This is a genomic window from Eubacterium uniforme (assembly GCF_900167115.1).
Classification (GTDB): Bacteria; Bacillota; Clostridia; order Lachnospirales; family Lachnospiraceae; genus Eubacterium_S; species Eubacterium_S uniforme.
Genome location: NZ_FUXZ01000007.1, coordinates 37,757 through 54,977, shown reverse-complemented (window position 1 = coordinate 54,977; position 17,221 = coordinate 37,757). Strand labels below are relative to the sequence as shown.

15 protein-coding genes are annotated in these 17,221 nt (G+C 31.8%); 2 read left to right on the top strand and 13 right to left on the bottom strand.

Annotated features, from left to right (window positions below):
- Positions 1-56 precede the first annotated feature (56 nt).
- Complete coding sequence (locus B5D16_RS06265; RefSeq protein WP_078766125.1) at positions 57-1,925, bottom strand: alpha-amylase family glycosyl hydrolase; 1,869 nt, start codon at positions 1,923-1,925, stop codon at positions 57-59.
- 61 nt (positions 1,926-1,986) lie between these two features.
- Complete coding sequence (gene trpS, locus B5D16_RS06260; protein WP_078766124.1) at positions 1,987-2,991, bottom strand: tryptophan--tRNA ligase; 1,005 nt, start codon at positions 2,989-2,991, stop codon at positions 1,987-1,989.
- A gap of 240 nt (positions 2,992-3,231) precedes the next feature.
- Between trpS and B5D16_RS06255 the strand changes: the two genes are divergently transcribed.
- Positions 3,232-4,869 (top strand): ABC-F family ATP-binding cassette domain-containing protein, encoded by a 1,638-nt coding sequence (locus B5D16_RS06255; RefSeq protein ID WP_078766123.1) that lies wholly within the window; start codon positions 3,232-3,234, stop codon positions 4,867-4,869.
- Positions 4,870-5,025: 156 nt separating this feature from the next.
- Positions 5,026-5,193, top strand: coding sequence for a Flp family type IVb pilin (locus B5D16_RS06250; RefSeq protein WP_078766122.1), 168 nt, complete (start codon positions 5,026-5,028; stop codon positions 5,191-5,193).
- A 53-nt stretch (positions 5,194-5,246) separates the two neighbouring features.
- Here B5D16_RS06250 and B5D16_RS06245 read toward each other — a convergent pair whose 3' ends face one another.
- The 11 genes from B5D16_RS06245 to B5D16_RS06195 form a co-directional block, all read right to left on the bottom strand.
- The gene (locus tag B5D16_RS06245; RefSeq protein ID WP_159444308.1) at positions 5,247-6,113 is read right to left on the bottom strand and encodes an alpha/beta fold hydrolase; all 867 of its coding nucleotides are present in this window, start codon (positions 6,111-6,113) and stop codon (positions 5,247-5,249) included.
- 28 nt (positions 6,114-6,141) lie between these two features.
- Positions 6,142-7,290 (bottom strand): bifunctional chorismate mutase/prephenate dehydratase, encoded by a 1,149-nt coding sequence (locus B5D16_RS06240; protein WP_242943002.1) that lies wholly within the window; start codon positions 7,288-7,290, stop codon positions 6,142-6,144.
- 83 nt (positions 7,291-7,373) lie between these two features.
- Positions 7,374-8,198, bottom strand: coding sequence for a 2-amino-4-hydroxy-6-hydroxymethyldihydropteridine diphosphokinase (folK, locus tag B5D16_RS06235; protein WP_078766120.1), 825 nt, complete (start codon positions 8,196-8,198; stop codon positions 7,374-7,376).
- A 43-nt stretch (positions 8,199-8,241) separates the two neighbouring features.
- Positions 8,242-9,048, bottom strand: coding sequence for a dihydropteroate synthase (folP, locus tag B5D16_RS06230; protein WP_078766119.1), 807 nt, complete (start codon positions 9,046-9,048; stop codon positions 8,242-8,244).
- Between the two features lie 28 nt (positions 9,049-9,076).
- Complete coding sequence (gene folE, locus B5D16_RS06225; protein ID WP_341465198.1) at positions 9,077-9,628, bottom strand: GTP cyclohydrolase I FolE; 552 nt, start codon at positions 9,626-9,628, stop codon at positions 9,077-9,079.
- 107 nt (positions 9,629-9,735) lie between these two features.
- Positions 9,736-11,163, bottom strand: a complete 1,428-nt coding sequence (locus tag B5D16_RS06220; protein WP_078766117.1) for a bifunctional folylpolyglutamate synthase/dihydrofolate synthase — start codon at positions 11,161-11,163, stop codon at positions 9,736-9,738.
- A gap of 21 nt (positions 11,164-11,184) precedes the next feature.
- Positions 11,185-11,544, bottom strand: a complete 360-nt coding sequence (locus B5D16_RS06215; protein WP_078766116.1) for a DUF1292 domain-containing protein — start codon at positions 11,542-11,544, stop codon at positions 11,185-11,187.
- A 132-nt stretch (positions 11,545-11,676) separates the two neighbouring features.
- A complete protein-coding gene (locus tag B5D16_RS06210; protein ID WP_159444307.1) occupies positions 11,677-13,359 on the bottom strand; it encodes an ATP-dependent helicase in 1,683 nt (560 codons plus the stop codon).
- A 158-nt stretch (positions 13,360-13,517) separates the two neighbouring features.
- Positions 13,518-14,978, bottom strand: a complete 1,461-nt coding sequence (gene gltX, locus B5D16_RS06205) for a glutamate--tRNA ligase (protein WP_078766114.1) — start codon at positions 14,976-14,978, stop codon at positions 13,518-13,520.
- Positions 14,979-15,143: 165 nt separating this feature from the next.
- A complete protein-coding gene (locus B5D16_RS06200; RefSeq protein WP_078766234.1) occupies positions 15,144-15,713 on the bottom strand; it encodes a P-loop nucleotide/nucleoside kinase family protein in 570 nt (189 codons plus the stop codon).
- A 228-nt stretch (positions 15,714-15,941) separates the two neighbouring features.
- A complete protein-coding gene (locus tag B5D16_RS06195; protein ID WP_341465194.1) occupies positions 15,942-17,153 on the bottom strand; it encodes a cation:proton antiporter in 1,212 nt (403 codons plus the stop codon).
- Between the last annotated feature and the right edge of the window lie 68 nt (positions 17,154-17,221).

The window sequence follows — 17,221 nt, the reverse complement described above, 5'->3', positions numbered from 1 at the left end:
TATTTATTTAGTATCATATTTATACTAACTATTGCATTCTGCTTAGTATCATTTTACTACTTACTTTTTCTCTTTTTTGTTAATTTCTTGCTATCATCTTTAACAGCAACAAGAATCACAACTGTTCTCGGCGTCACTTTAATACTTCTTTCAACAACATCATCAATGATAAATGTATCAATTGTATTTATATTAGTATCTAAATACTTTTTCCACACCATACCACTTCTTGGACTTGGAACATCAAATGACTGTTCTTCCCAATGCATGTTAAAAGCAACGAAAATATCCTCTACTTCATCTGCATACTCACCACACAACATAAATGAGAAGTGTCTGTTAAAGTATCCACTGTCTAAATACCATGCCCTGCTACCATGAAATGACATATCAGGATAACCCTTTGATAAGTAATCCATGTTTTTCATTTCACTTTCCATATGTGTAATCGCATGACACTTTCTAAAAGATATCAACTTCTTTGTATATTCAAATATCTCTTTTTCAAACGAATTTCTCGTCCATTTAATATAAGATATTTCATTATCCTGACAATATGGATTATTATTTCCGTTCTGTGTATTTGCACACTCATCACCTGAGAATATAACCGGCACACCCTGACTTAATAAAAGCATAGCAAATGCATTCTTAATCTGCTTTTTACGAAGTTCTAAAACCTTTCTCTTTTTTGTTGGTCCTTCAACACCACAATTCCAACTAAAATCATTCGCAGCACCATCATTGTTATTCTCACCATTTGCTTCATTATGTTTTCTATCATATGAAACAGTATCAAACAATGTAAGCTGACCAGTTCCTGAAAGATAATTAATGTTTGCCATTCCATTAGGATTATTTCTAACGTTATAGCACATAGATGAAACCTGATCTTCATCACCTTTTAGGAAATGTCTTGCTCCCTTTAAAAATCCATCATTATATGATGCAAATCTTCGCAACAGAGGTTGCTCATACCCATTACAATTATTCTTCATATTCATGGCGAATACTTTCGTATCACCAAGTAGTGCATCCTCACATATAATATCTAAAGTATCATCAGCAATTCCTGTTAAATGAATTGCATCAATACCATAAGTCATAACCCAATATCTTAAACACTTAAGAATATACTCAGCAGATTTATTTAAGAACATAAACTCCAAACAGACTTCTATGTCTTCTTTATGAAGTTCATTAACCATGTTTTTAAATTCATTAATTGCATCAACTCCACTCTTTCCAGCAAAACTTGCCTTAGGAGCATAGTAAAACGCATTACAATATCCCCAGTAATTTATGATATCCGTACCAATAGAAATAGGACTAAGCTTCTCATCCCTATCTTCTGCATTTTCAAAGAAATCATATGCAGGCATAAGTTCAACCATGTTAATTCCAAGTTCCTTAAGATAAGGAATCTTTTGAACTATTCCTGAATATGTTCCCCTATTCTTAACTTTAGCGGTAGTACTCTTTGTAAATCCTCTTACATGAAGTTTATATATAACATTATCATTAAGTTTAATTCTTGGTTTTTTTAGCAAATACTCAAAGTCTTTTTTATCTTTACCATAAACATCTAAAGGTGCTGAAGTAAATGTGGATTTTTCTCCCCACTTTTCTCTTCCATTAATAGCTTTTGCATACTCATCAGTAATTATCTTATCATCAATATAGAAATTGTAATCATAATCATATCCATTATCAATTTCACAACTTACCGAAAGAATTCTTCCGCATGTAACACCCTTATCAAATGGTATTCTAATACACTCTTCACTTGTACCTTTTTTATAAAGAACCACGCCACAATCCTTACTTAAATCATCGTAAGATACTTCCATTGTAAATGTATACGCATCTTCAGTTTTATGAACACCTCTAATAAGAGGATTTGGGGTCTTATACTCTATTTTCATATCATTTACAATCCTAAGTATAGGATATCTCCTTCCTGTGGTTTTCACAGCATTGCTAAAACTATCTAATTCTTTCTAAAAGGCCAACTTTCTTCTGAGCTTTTCTAAGTGTCTTATTAGCAAAATATGCAGCCTTTTCATCATTCTCCTTAATGCATGAGTTGATGTAATCCTTATTCTTCTGAAGATCATAGAATCTATCCTGAAGTGGTTTAAGTTTATTAACAACACTTTCACCAACTGCCATCTTGAAATCTCCATAACCCTTACCATCAAATTCTTTTTCAACTTCTTCAACAGTCTTACCTGTAATTGAAGAATAGATGTTAATAAGGTTCATGATACCTGGCTTATCTTCTTTGTAAATAATCTGAGCATCCGAATCTGTAACTGCTCTCTTAAACTTTCTCATAATTGTATCAGGATCATCCATAAGCAAAATACTAGCATTTGGATTTTCATCTGATTTAGACATCTTTTTAGTTGGATCCTGTAAACTCATGATTTTAGCTGTTGCTTTACCAATGTATGGTTCAGGAACAGTAAATACATCGCCATAAATACTATTAAATCTGTTAGCAATATCTCTTGTGATTTCAAGATGCTGCTTCTGATCTGCTCCAACTGGTACAACATCAGCCTGATATAATAAAATGTCTGCTGCCATTAATACCGGATATGTATAAAGACCAGCATTAATATTATCACTATGCTTAGCAGCTTTATCCTTAAACTGAGTCATTCTGTTAAGTTCACCCATATATGTAAAGCAATTTAAAATCCATGATAATTCAGCATGTGCACCAACATGTGACTGATAATAAATACAGTTTTTCTCTGGATCAAGACCTGCTGCAACATAAAGAATGTAAAGGTCCCTTGCTCTCTTTCTAATATCTGCTGGATCTTGACGAACTGTAAGTGAGTGAAGATCAGCAATTGCATAAAATGTCTGATATTCATCAGCTAACTTTACCCAGTTATCAAGTGCTCCCATATAATTTCCTAAAGTTAATGTTCCTGTGCTCTGCATTGCACTATAAAGAACTTTGTTTTCGCCTAACATAATGCCTCCTATGTATATTAATATTCATATAAATCTTTTATTTTTATGTCCTTGCAAAACAACTTCGTTCAAATTTGCTGAAAACAAGGCCTAAAATCATTTCAATTTTATCATAAATACTTTGTTTTGTCTAACCGATTTGCCTTGATTTTTACGGAAAAACTGATATACTAATCATTGATGTTTTTAATATCGAAACATATTACTATAAATATTAGTTAATAGGAGGATTCAAACCATATGATTAGTACAAGTAATATATCTCTAAGATTTGGCAAGAAAGCATTATTTGAAGATGTAAACATTAAGTTTGTACCCGGCCACTGTTATGGTCTCATTGGAGCAAATGGTGCTGGTAAATCTACATTTCTTAAGATTTTAACAGGAGAAATCGAACCAACAAGCGGTGATGTTATTATCACACCTGGTGAGCGACTTTCATTCTTAAAGCAGGATCATTTCCAGTATGATGAATATACAGTTCTTGATACTGTTATCATGGGTAATGCACGTCTTTATGAAATTATGAAAGAAAAAGATGCCATCTACATGAAGCCTGATTTTTCAGACGAGGATGGTGTAAGAGCTGCCGAACTTGAGGGAGAATTTGCTGAGATGAATGGTTGGGAAGCTGAAAGTGATGCTGCTACTCTTCTTAATGGTCTTGGTGTTGAAACTGAACATCATTACAGCCTTATGAAGGACCTTCCTGGTACACTTAAGGTTAAAGTATTACTTGCACAGGCACTTTTCGGTAATCCAGACATATTACTTCTCGACGAGCCTACTAACCACTTGGATTTAGATGCTATCGCTTGGCTTGAAGAATTCCTCATTAATTTTGAAAATACAGTTATTGTTGTATCCCATGACAGATACTTCCTTAACAAGGTTTGTACACAGATTGCGGATATTGATTATGCTAAAATTCAGCTTTATGCTGGTAACTACGACTTCTGGTATGAAAGTAGTCAGCTTATTATTAAGCAGCAGAAAGAAGCTAACAGAAAGAAAGAAGAAAAAATCAAGGAACTTCAGGACTTTATTCAGAGATTCTCAGCTAATGCTTCTAAATCGAAACAGGCTACTTCAAGAAAACGTGCACTTGAAAAAATCGAACTTGATGAAATCAAACCATCAAGCCGTAAGTATCCATACATTGATTTTAGACCAGAACGTGAAATCGGTAATGAAGTATTAACGGTTGAACACTTATCAAAAACAATTGACGGTGTTAAAGTATTAGATGATATTTCATTTGTAGTTGGCCGTGAAGATAAAATTGCTTTAGTTGGTAGCAATGGTCTTGCTAAAACAACTCTCTTTAAGATTTTAATGGGAGAAATGGAACCTGATGAAGGTGATTATAAATGGGGAATCACTACTACTCAAAGTTACTTCCCTAAAGATAATACAAAGGACTTTGATTGTGATGACATTATTGTTGACTGGCTTACACAGTATTCAGAAATCAAGGATGCAACTTATGTAAGAGGATTCCTTGGAAGAATGTTATTCGCTGGTGATGATGGAGTTAAAAAAGTTAGAGTTTTATCCGGTGGTGAAAAAGTAAGAGTTATGCTTTCGAAACTTATGATTAGTGGTGCTAATGTATTAGTTATTGATGAACCTACTGACCACCTTGACATGGAAAGTATTACAGCACTTAACAATGGTCTTATTAAGTTCCCTGGTGTACTTATCTTCTCATCAAGAGATCATCAAGTCGTACAGACAACAGCTAACCGTATCTTTGAAATTGTTAATGGTAAACTCATCGATAAGATTACAACATATGATGAATATCTCGAAAGCGATGAAATGGCTCGTAAACGTACAGTTTATGAAACAACTGCTGACGAGGAAGAAGATGATTAATTAGATTAAAAGTGTAAAATATTATTTCAGAAAATGAAATCAAAATATTTTACACTTTTTTATTTTTAATATGCCATATTCAAAATAATATGTTATAATATAGATATCTGTAAGATATGTTATGTTAGATTTTTGTTTGGAAGGAGGATAAGTCTTATGAAGAAAATGTTAGATTTCTTAAAAGATGAAAATGGTCAGAGTATGCTAGAATATGGACTTATTATTACTCTTATAGCTCTTGTTGTTATTGCAGCTCTAACTATTTTAGGACCTAAGGTTGCTGCATTATTTAATAAAGTAAGCGGTCAGGTTAACGAACCTTAGGATAAAAAAGGAGTCTACTATATATGTAGGCTCTTTTTTATCCCATTTATGTATTATTTATATATCGTATCTAACACATTATCTATTTCAGCATATACATCTCTAACTTTTATTTCATTAAAGATTTCATGTCTCATACCCGGAAAAAGTTTAGATGTTACTCTTCTATACCCCACATTACGCATAAGCTGTACAGCTGTTTTAAATAATTTATTACTAACCCTGCAAGGGTCTTTTTCTCCAGATAAAAAAGCTATTCTCAGTTTCGGATTTTTTAACTTCCATCCCTTTTCTGTATATGTCTGCTTTACAAGATCAAGTAAAGCCATATAACCATTAAGAGTGTATGTAAATCCACATAACGGATCTTTATTATAGAGAGTGGCAACACCCATATCCGATGATAACCATGAATTTTTAATTCCCTCCGTAGCAAATGGTTTTTCGAACGCTCCGGTAACCATATCTGCAATCATTGGACTTCTATATTCCCACCCATTAAATACCGCTAGAACTCGAGTTAAAATCTTTCCTAATCCAGTCAATTTGCTATTAGATGGACTTCCTGAAATAATAAGACAATCTATCATATCATCATGCTCTTTTATATAAGTTCTTACAATTAATGAGCCCATACTATGTCCAATTAAAATCAACGGTATTCCTGGATACTCTCTTCTTAAATATACATTAAAGTCCTGCAAATCATCGATATACTGCATATAACCTTTTTTACCAACATATCCTAAATCTTCAGGTTTTTCGATATTCTCTCCATGACCTTTTAAGTCTTTCATTGCACATATATATCCCTTTTTAGAATAATATGTCATTATTTTTTCATATCTTTTTCTATGTTCACACATACCATGAACAAAGTTCATAACACCAATTGGTTTAATATCCCCTGGTGGCATCATTATTGTTACTGGTTGCATATTTTATACCCTAATAATTTCCTAAAATTCTCATATTAATAGTTTCTGCGTTAAGTCCACGGAGTGCATTAACCACACCTGGACTATCAACTTTCCCCTCTATTTCAACAAAAAATCTATACTGCCACTTCTTATTAGGAATTGGTCTTGATTCAATCTTTGTCATGTTAACATCATTATAAATAATATGACTTAATGCACCATATAAAGAACCACTTTCATGTGCAACCTCAAAACTAATAAGAATCTTATTTGCATCCTTCTTACAAATTTTACTTCTTGATAAAATAATAAACCTAGTTGTATTAACATCACTAGTATTAATATGTTCTGCTAATACTTCAAGTCCATAAATATCTGCATTTTTTATACTTGCTATTGCAACTTTTGATTTATCATTTAACTCAGATACCTTTTTAGCAGCCACTGCAGTATTACTCTGAGCAACTTCCTGCCAATCATATTTCTCTAAAAACTCACGACTTTGCATTATAGCCTGTGGATGTGAATATACAGTTTTCACCTCATCCAAATTAGCACCTTTAACGCCTAACAAAGCATGATTAATTTTTATATCAACGTACTTAACAATATAGTTTTCAAATTCCATTAAAAGATCATATACGTCTCCTACTGCACCTGCCTGAGAATTTTCTATTGGAAGTACTGCATAATCAGCTCTACCATCTCTAATATCCTCCATGGCTTTTCTCCATGTAGGTACATTATATTCTTCCACGTATTCACCAAAATAACTTCTTAAAGCTTCATGACTGTATGCACCTGGAATTCCTTGATATGCAACTTTCACATCATCTTTCCAAAGTCTATCTACAAAATTAAATTCTAAAGTATCATTTAAACCCTTTGATGCTAATAATCTATATTGATACTTTCTACTCATTGACATGATTTGAGTAAACAATTCTTCAATACCATGCTTTGAAAAATCATCTTTTGCAAGACTTGTTAATGTGGCAAGTTTTTCATTTTCTCTTTCTCTATCCAAAACAGCTTTACCAGTTTTAAACTTAAACTCAGCCACATCTCTACATAATTTCATTCTTTTTTCAAATAAATCAACAAGTTCCTTATCAATTACATCAATTTCACTTCTAATATCTTTTAAATCCAACTGTCTTTCTTCGTTATTACTCACTTTTTTCTCCAAAAACTTATATTTTAGTCTCAGCAAACATTATATAACTCTTTACATTAATTCTCACCAAATACACATAGTATCTAATTACTACTATCTAGCAATTCATCATATAATTGTTTTACAGACTTACCATATACAGGATGTCTTTTATCTGGCGCTATTTCACATAATGGTTTTAATACAAACTCTCTGTTTTGCATATCCACATGAGGTATTGTAAGATTAGAAGTATCTAAAACAATATCATCATAAAATACAATATCCAAATCAAGAGTTCTAGGACCCCAGTGAACTTTTCTCTCTCTTCCATGATTATATTCTATTTCATGTAAGAAGTCTAAAAATTCATTTGGTTCCATAAATGTCTCAACCATAATTGCACCATTTACAAAATCATCCTGCTCAACACCACCGTACGGTTTAGTTACTATAAACTTAGATTTATTCAAAACCTGGCATCTATAATCTCTATCTATTTCACTAATTGCATCTTTAAGAGTCTTTTCACTTTCACCCACGTTAGAGCCTATGGATAAACATGCTATATGTCTTTTTCTCTCGCAACTTACTGATACATTTTCAAAGTCCCTATCTATAGGTGCATCTGGTTTATAAATAGTAACCTTTATTTCTCTAACTTTTTTATACTCTAATAAAATAGCATCCGCAAGTCTAACACAAACTGTTTCAATCAATTTATAATTATCTCTAACCATAAAGTGATAAACAAACTCTACTACACTTGCATAATCAACGGTCTCACTAAGATCATCTGACCTAGCAGCCTTACAAAAATCAGTTTCTATTTCTAATGAAACATAAAAAAACTGACCATTTCTTGTTTCCTTTTCCAATACACCATGGTGTGCAAATACTTTTAACTTATCTACAAATATCTTACCCATAATCTTCTCCAGTCTTAACCAAAAACATAACTAACTGCTTAAGTTATGAATTAATTATTGCTTCAGACATTCTCAAAGCCCTGATGTTCTCTTTAACATCATGAACTCTAAAAATTCTACAACCTTTTGCATAACCTAAAACAGTGGTTGCTATTGTCCCTTCAACTCTTTCATCCACAGGTAAATCAAGCGCCTTTGCAATAACTGACTTCCTTGATGTACCAAGTAAAACCGGATACCCCAAATTTACAATCTTATCAACATTATTTATTACTTGAAGATTTTGTTCAAAATCCTTTGCAAACCCCACTCCCGGATCAAGAATTATATTCTTCGAATCAATACCACTCTTTAATGCTATATCAACAGATTCTTTTAAATCATTTAAAACATCAATCATATAATCATTATAGCTGGCATTCTCCCTATTATGCATAATACATACTGGAACTTTGAAAGAAGCAACAATATTTGCCATGCTTTCATCCCCTTTAAGTCCCCATATGTCATTAATCATATCACAACCTGAATCAAGCGCCGCCTTAGCAACTTTTAATTTATATGTATCAACAGAAATAACTGTATCAAAACACTTTTTTACACTTTCTATAATAGGTATAATTCTATCTATTTCCTCTTCATCAGATATTCTCGTATATCCAGGTCTTGTAGATTCACCACCTATATCTATTATAGTTGCCCCATCCTCAATCATGCCTTCAACTCTAAATAAAGCATCATCAAGATTATTATACTTTCCACCATCCGAGAAAGAATCTGGTGTCATGTTAAGTATTCCCATAATATATGCATTCTTCTCAAAATCAAATTCTTTATTGCCTATTATCATCATGTTCTCCTTATCATAAATGCATAATCTATTTAACAATTGCTAAAAAATCATCTCTTAATTCCTTATCTTCCTCAAATAATCCTCTATAAGCAAATGTAACCGTCTTAGTTCCAGGTTTCTTTACGCCTCTCATAGTCATGCACATATGCTCAGCTTCAAGCATAACCATAACTCCTTTAGGATCAAGATTATCCATAATTGCATCTGCAATCTGACTTGTAAGATTCTCCTGAATCTGTAATCTCTTAGCAAATTCTTCCACAGTTCTTGCTAGCTTTGATATTCCAACAACCTTTCCATCCGGTATATATGCAATATGAGCCTTTCCATAAAATGGCATCATATGATGCTCACATGTCGAATAAAAAGTTATATCCTTCTCAATTACCATATCAGAATTTTCACACGTAAAAGTTCTTGATAAATGATCATAAGCCATTTCATCTGAACCTGTATAAATTTCTTCATACATTCTAGCTATTCTTGAAGGTGTTGCCTTAAGCCCCTCTCTATCAGGATTCTCACCAATTGCTTCAAGAAGCATTCTTATGGCTTCTTCAACCTTTTCCTTATCAATTTTACCTGTAGTCACATTTTTACTAACATACATATTGCTTACTCACTTCCTAAATCGTTACAATAAAAAATATATAACATATTCAAAATAATTTATTATCTACTAATCTAATCAACCTTCAACGTACCTACTATATCCTTCATATCCTTCAAAATTGACAAAGTACCACATATTAATATTACTGGCTGATTAGTTTTATCATAATCATTTTTACCTGCATAATCTAATGCAGATAAAACAGCATCCTTATATTCATTAAAGGACTTAGTATCATTACAATACTTACTCACTACATCTTCTAATACTTTAGTATCTAATCCCCTATCACTCTTTGGACTTACAACACATACTTTAGTTGCTTTAGGTGCTAAAACCTTTGCAATTGTTTTATAGTCCTTATCTTTAAATATCCCCATTATCATAACAACAGGTCTATCGCCAAAATATCTATCAATTGAATTTGCTAATTTAATTGCAGCATCTTCATTATGTGCACCGTCAATATAAATATCCGGATTATCACTAATTTTTTCAAATCTTCCAGGATGAACTGCAGTCTTTATTCCTTCATTAATAATTCCTTCAAAATAATCTTCCATATTACCAAGACTGCTTCCAAGAATATTATTAAATATGAACATAGCAACTTTCCTTGCTAAAAGGGAATTTTCAATTTGAAAATCACCTTTTAAACCAATTGCATCTGTTGTACCACCAAGAAATGTTCTTAAATCATTCGTTGTCTCATATAAGCTACTTTTACTTTTATCAACATAAGTAACCGCCGTAAGTCTTTCCTTTGCAACTGAATCTAAAACCATCTTAACTTCATCTGATTGCTCAATTGATATACATGGAATACCAAATTTTATTATTCCAGCCTTAGCCTTGGCAATATCAGAAATATTTTTGCCTAAATATGCCATGTGATCCATACTAATCGAAGTTATAACAGTACAAATAGGTCTTTGAATGATATTAGTAGCATCAAGACCTCCACCCATTCCTGTTTCAATTAACACAATATCACATCTCTTCATCTTGAAAAACAAGCACGCTATAGCAAATTCCACTTCAAAAGTTGTAGGTTTGTATCTGCCTTCGTTTACAAGATCATCATACTTATCAGCCACTTCACTTGTAATTTCTATATACTCATCATCAGTAATGTTTGATTTATCAGCATAAAACATCTCTTCATATGAAAATACCGCTGGAGAAGTAAACCTGCCAACTCTAAGCCCTGCCTTTTCAAAAATACTAGTAAGAAATGCTATGACTGAGCCTTTACCATTAGTACCTGCCACATGAATTATACTTAAACTCTCCTGTGGATTCCCAAGTTTCTCCATAAGATTACGAACATTTTCAAGTCCTAATTCAATCTTTCCATCAGAGCAACCTCTAACAAATGCCCTGGCTTCCTCATATGTATTTATCTTATGATTACTTGTTGTTAAAGGATTCATATCCATTTTTGTCAATCGATTAGCCACTTTGGGATTCTTCATCAAATCCTGTTTATTAACTTTCATAACAATTCTTCCTAACTATTATTATTCGCCACCATTTAAGAATTTATCATAGTCTTCATCTGATAAGATTTCATCATATTCATCAGCATTCTTAAGGAAATCTTCAAAAGCTTCACTTACTGCATTAAATTCCTCATCAGATTCAATGTTTCCGAGAACTGGCATTTCATCTTCATCCTCGCTATAACGATATAAATATAACTCGCCTTCCTCTTCATCATCAATTGCACTAACTGGCATAAGTGCAATATAATCACCATATTCATCAATTTCAAGAATAGTGATGATTACACACTCTATTTCTTCATCATCATCTGTAATGATTGTAATTAACGCTTCTTCATCAATATCTTCAATTTCATTATTCTTCTTATCTACCATATTTATTTCCTTTCTGTATAACCATCAAATTCTCTTAACAATTTCATATGTCTCAAAAAAGTACATACACTACTATATTATATATTTTCTTAGCAATAATCACAAGTAAAACTTTAAAATCACATTGTATTGCTAGATTATTTCATTATAAAATCTACTAATTTCAAAACTTTTTCCATCCTCTGATTTTCTTGCAGTTATGTATAAATTATGTTTTGCTCTTGTCATAGCAACATATAATAACCTTCTTTCCTCTTCCATATCATCGTTAGTAACTATCCTTCGGTTTGGTATTATACCCTCATTTAACATAGGAATTATAACTGTATCAAACTCCAGACCTTTAGAGGCATGCATTGTTAAAATCACAGGGTATGGTTCTAATGAAACATCCCTTATCTTTTCTTCATTCCCAATTGAAATAATTCCTTCTGAATAATCAATCCATTCATTTATTGTTTTGAACTTTCTCGAATCCTCCCTTAATATATCTATTCCATCTGCAACCATAACACTTGTTTTCGCTCTTAAATTATAACCTTTGGCGTTTAATATATATTCCAAAGCTCTAGGAGGCTTTAGTTTACCTATTATTCTAGAATCAACATTATATAGTTTATTACTTCTAACCGCCTCTTTAATATCCTTCATCACCTCAAATAGTATTCCCGTCTTATACATTGTATGACCAATCATATCGAAATCATGTTTAATCCCTAATCTATCCAAATAGTTCGAAATTACAACTCCATCTATATTTTTTCTTATTAATATTGCTATAGATTCTCCTTTTTTTCTGTTTACAATCAAATTTCGTATAAAAGCATATTCATCATTAGCATTTAAATACATTTTCACAGCAAATGCTCCATCTATATTCGAAACACCTAGTATCTCTTTTTTATATCGCTTTTTATTATTAGTTATAAGTTTATTTGAAGTATCAATAATACTACTATCAGATCTATAGTTATTTTTCAAATTTAAAATTGTTGAATCAGTATATATTTCCTTAAACCTTAACATTATATCACTTCTTGCCCCTCTAAAACCATATATAGCCTGATCCTCATCCCCAACTGCAAAAATATTTCCATACTTACCAACAATTCTATTTACTATATCCATTTGTAATTCATTAATATCCTGAAACTCATCAACCATAATGTATTTATATTTTTCCTGTATTTTTTCAAGAATATCAGGATTATTAACACATATCTCTCTCATTATTATTAAAATATCTTCATAGTCAATCAATCCCTTTTCCTTTAAACAGGCATTATACATACATAATATTTTACTAGCATATTCAGAAGACACCATGGCAAGCATTCCATTTTTTTCATACCCATTTTGTTCATCCTCTTTCTTGACATCATTTTTCAAAACACTAATCATATTAAGTGCATCATTAATGGCATCTTTATCATATTTCTGTAAATACCCTAATTTTTTTAATATTTCAAAACAAATATTCATCCTTTCCTTATCACTGGCTAAATTATCAACATTAATCTTCGTGTACATTCTTATAAGCTTAAAGAAAACAGAATGAAATGTTCCAAATGTTACAGGCATGCAAGTATCTAATCCTATCATGTTTTTAAACCTGTATTCCATGGATACCGCCGCCTTCTTTGTAAATGTAATCACTAAAATATTATCAGGACTAACTCCTTTATTAATAAGACTTAAAACTCTGTGAGTTATAACCGTTGTTTTTCCAGAACCTGGTCCTGCTATACAAAGATATGCTCCATCCTTTACATCTATTGCTTTCTTTTGATACTCATCTAAATTATATTTCTTCATAAAACCTCCCATTAGTGACAGGTAATTACTCATAGGTTATACAAAAGCAAAAGAACACGGACATAGTCCGTGTTCTTTACAGATATAAAACTCTATTTCTTTCTATATGCTTCGAATAAATATAATCTACTATACATAAATACAAATGTCAATATTATTTATGCATTTTCAAGTTTCTCAATTCCAATCTTAATTCTTCTGATACTTTCTTCTTTACCAATTACATTCATGATTTCAAAAGCACCTGCAGGTGTCATCTGCTTACCTGATACTGCAGTTCTAAGTGGCCATAAGCCCTGACCATTCTTGATTTCTTTCTTCTGAATGTATTCCATAATTAAATCATGAAGGTTTTCTACTGAGAAATCATCAGTTGCTTCAATAATTGGAAGTTCTTCCTTTAATATTTCAAGTGAGTTTTCACTATTAGTCTTCATCTTCTTATGAGTATACATAGCAATGTCGTACTCAGGCATCTCTTCAAAGAAATCAATCATATCGCAAATATCTGGTAATACTTCAATTCTAGTCTTTACCATGTCTAAGATAGCTTTCTTATCAAGATCCTTAGTAATAACCTTATCGATGTATGGCATTGCCATTTCATAGAATTTTTCGTTATCCATCATCTTGATGTATTCGCCATTCATCCACTTAAGCTTATTAATGTCAAATACAGCTGGTGACTTATTAATAGTCTTATAATCAAATTCCTTAATAAGTTCATCTAAAGACATAATTTCCTTGTTATCTGCTGGACTCCATCCAAGAAGCGCAATATAGTTTACAACTGCTTCTGATACAAATCCCTGCTCAATTAAATCTTCATATGAAGAATGTCCTGAACGCTTAGATAACTTCTTATGATTTTCATCAGTAATAAGTGGAAGGTGAATATACTTAGGTGATTCCCAACCAAATGCATCATATAATCTCTGATACTTTGGTGATGAAGAAATATATTCATTACCTCTAACAACATGTGTGATATTCATAAGATGATCATCAACAACATTAGCGAAATTATATGTTGGATATCCATCTGACTTAATTAAAATCATATCATCAAGTTCGCTATTATCAACTGTAATATCACCATAAATCTCATCGTGAAAAGTTGTTGTACCTGTTGTTGGATTATTCTGTCTAATTACATAAGGCTTACCTGCTGCTAAATTAGCTTCAACTTCTTCTTTTGATAAAGATAAACAATGCTTATCATAAACAATTATTTCCTTATCACCTTCTTCATTAACACCAGTTTTTAGGCTTTCAAGTCTTTCCTTATCACAGAAGCAATAATATGCTTCACCTTTTTCAATAAGCTGCTTAGCATATTCAAGGTACATTCCTGAAGCCATACGTTCACTCTGAACATAAGGTCCAAATCCCTTATCCTTATCTGGTCCTTCATCATGTACAAGTCCAGTACCCTCTAACGTTCTATAAATAATGTCAACCGCACCTTCAACAAGTCTTTCTCTATCAGTATCTTCAATTCTTAAAATAAAATCGCCATCTTCATGCTTAGCGATTAAGAACTCATAAAGAGCTGTTCTTAAATTTCCAACATGCATTCTACCTGTTGGACTAGGTGCAAATCTTGTTCTAATCTTCATATTCTTACTCCTTGATTAAGCCTTATCAGCAAATGCATTCATTCTCCATACATTCATCAATAAAACCTTTATTCTTTATATTTCAAAATACTTGCAATATATATAATAATATCATACCGTTAAAAAAGCAATGATAACATTATGTTTCATTGCTTTTTTATGTCTCTATATTGATTTTAAATACTTGATAACTTTATCAAGTGAATCTTTAAATTCCTCATCTGTTGAGTTTTCAAAAATATAAACATCATCAACACCTGCTGGTGGATTAAAGTTTCTACTCTTTACATACTCATCCCAGTTTTCAAGTTTCCATGTATCTCTATCAGAATTTCTTGAAATCATACGACGCTTACAAGCCTCGATTGAAGTATGAACCCAAATAACAACAAGTTTTGTATCTCTTCTAGCTAAATCAGCTTTTAACTTGTCCATATATTCCTTGTCTTCAATTTCTCTAGTAAATGGAGCATTAACAAAAACTGTATCATTATAATCTAATGCTTCATATGCAATCTGCATAATTGCATCATATTCAGGATCTCTGATATACTCCTCAAAGAAATCTGAACTTCTATTATAGTTTTCATGAGCAACTAAAAAAATCTGTTTTGATAAAACAATTAATGAATCCTTATCAAGATATACACAGTTTTTCATCTCCTTAGCTACTCTTCTAGTAACAAATGATTTACCACACGCTGGTGGTGATGTGACTAAAATTAACTTCTTCATACTATACTTTCCTTCTTCTCTGAATAATCTACTATACTCTCCACCCATTATCTTAAACAAATATCTCTAAAATTTTAACATACATTATTTATATTTTCAATGATAATTATTTGTTTTCTTAATCGTTTTCGTTAAATTCGTAATAATGCACAACTACCATTATTAATGTTATTATTTTATTATGAATTTTAAATACCCTAATATCTTAACAAAACTAATAAACTTTGTTTAAGCCGCTTTAACAACTTTATCATCCTTATATAAAATCTTTAAAAATATTGGTGTAATAATTGATGATACAACAATCAATAAAATAACACTAGCAAAGTATTTGCTGTCAAGAACACCTGCATTCAATCCCTTTTGAGAAACAATTAATGCAACTTCTCCTCTTGTCATCATACCGACACCGATTTTAAGTGAATCTTTATTGCTAAATCTACAAATTTTACCCATAATTCCGCAGCCTATAATCTTTGTAACTAAAGCAACAGCAACAAATGCTAGTGAAAACAATAGCATATCTTTATTAAGTCCACTTAAATCAGCTTTAAGTCCAATCATAGTAAAGAATATTGGACCAAATAGCATATAAGAACTAACATCCATTTTTCTAGCAATATAATCGGAGTCATTAATACTACAAAGAATAATTCCCGCAACAAATGCTCCTGTAATATCTGCAATTCCAAATATAGCTTCTGCTACATATCCAAAAGCAAAACATAAAGCGAGTCCTAAAATAGGTACTCTTCTAGTATGTGGATGTTTCTTATCTATTATCTTAAATATCTTATATATAATTATTCCCACAATAATTGATAATGCAAAGAATAAAACTGTATTAGAAACGACCTTTAATGGTTTTGAAGATGGATCCTTCATTCCAATTACCACAGTTAAAACTACAACACCGATGACATCATCAATAATAGCAGCACTTAAAATAGTAGTGCCAACTTTTTCCGATAAATGACCCAATTCTTTCAAAACCTGAACTGTTATACTTACTGACGTAGCTGTCATTATCGTTCCGATATAAATTGCTCTTATAAAACCTGGATCATGTATAGGTACATATCCATAAAATCCCATATATAAAAGTGTACCACCCACAAGCGGAACAAACACACCTGTACACGCAATTAAAAATGCCATAACTCCTGTCTTCATCAAATCCTTAAGATTAGTTCCAAGGCCCGCTGAAAACATTAATAATAAAACACCAATCTCAGCCATTTGAGATAAAAAATCAGTCTGTTTAACCAAATGAAGTGCCGAAGGGCCAATAACAATACCAGCTATTATACTTCCAACCACCTCTGGAGCCTTACATTTCTTTGCAATAATACCAAATAATTTTGCAACAACTATAATAATTGCCAAATCTTTAAATACAAGATAACTTTCCACTATAATCACCCTACTTCTTTTTCGCACAAATTCGGCCTCAAGTCTCCTCAAGGCCGAAATGTTACTATATTTGTAATTCCCAATATATTATCTTT

What these genes read in the sequence shown, in the direction of transcription:
- trpS (WP_078766124.1), bottom strand. Translation starts at nt 2,991, where the DNA reads ATGTTAGGCGAAAACAAAGTTCTTTATAGTGCAATGCAGAGCACAGGA.
- B5D16_RS06250 (WP_078766122.1), top strand. Translation starts at nt 5,026, where the DNA reads ATGAAGAAAATGTTAGATTTCTTAAAAGATGAAAATGGTCAGAGTATG.
- folP (WP_078766119.1), bottom strand. Translation starts at nt 9,048, where the DNA reads ATGATAATAGGCAATAAAGAATTTGATTTTGAGAAGAATGCATATATT.
- B5D16_RS06210 (WP_159444307.1), bottom strand. Translation starts at nt 13,359, where the DNA reads ATGAAGAAATATAATTTAGATGAGTATCAAAAGAAAGCAATAGATGTA.
- B5D16_RS06245 (WP_159444308.1), bottom strand. Translation starts at nt 6,113, where the DNA reads ATGATGCCACCAGGGGATATTAAACCAATTGGTGTTATGAACTTTGTT.
- B5D16_RS06200 (WP_078766234.1), bottom strand. Translation starts at nt 15,713, where the DNA reads ATGAAGAAGTTAATTTTAGTCACATCACCACCAGCGTGTGGTAAATCA.
- B5D16_RS06215 (WP_078766116.1), bottom strand. Translation starts at nt 11,544, where the DNA reads ATGGTAGATAAGAAGAATAATGAAATTGAAGATATTGATGAAGAAGCG.
- B5D16_RS06255 (WP_078766123.1), top strand. Translation starts at nt 3,232, where the DNA reads ATGATTAGTACAAGTAATATATCTCTAAGATTTGGCAAGAAAGCATTA.
- gltX (WP_078766114.1), bottom strand. Translation starts at nt 14,978, where the DNA reads ATGAAGATTAGAACAAGATTTGCACCTAGTCCAACAGGTAGAATGCAT.
- folK (WP_078766120.1), bottom strand. Translation starts at nt 8,198, where the DNA reads ATGGGTAAGATATTTGTAGATAAGTTAAAAGTATTTGCACACCATGGT.
- B5D16_RS06220 (WP_078766117.1), bottom strand. Translation starts at nt 11,163, where the DNA reads ATGAAAGTTAATAAACAGGATTTGATGAAGAATCCCAAAGTGGCTAAT.
- B5D16_RS06265 (WP_078766125.1), bottom strand. Translation starts at nt 1,925, where the DNA reads ATGAAAATAGAGTATAAGACCCCAAATCCTCTTATTAGAGGTGTTCAT.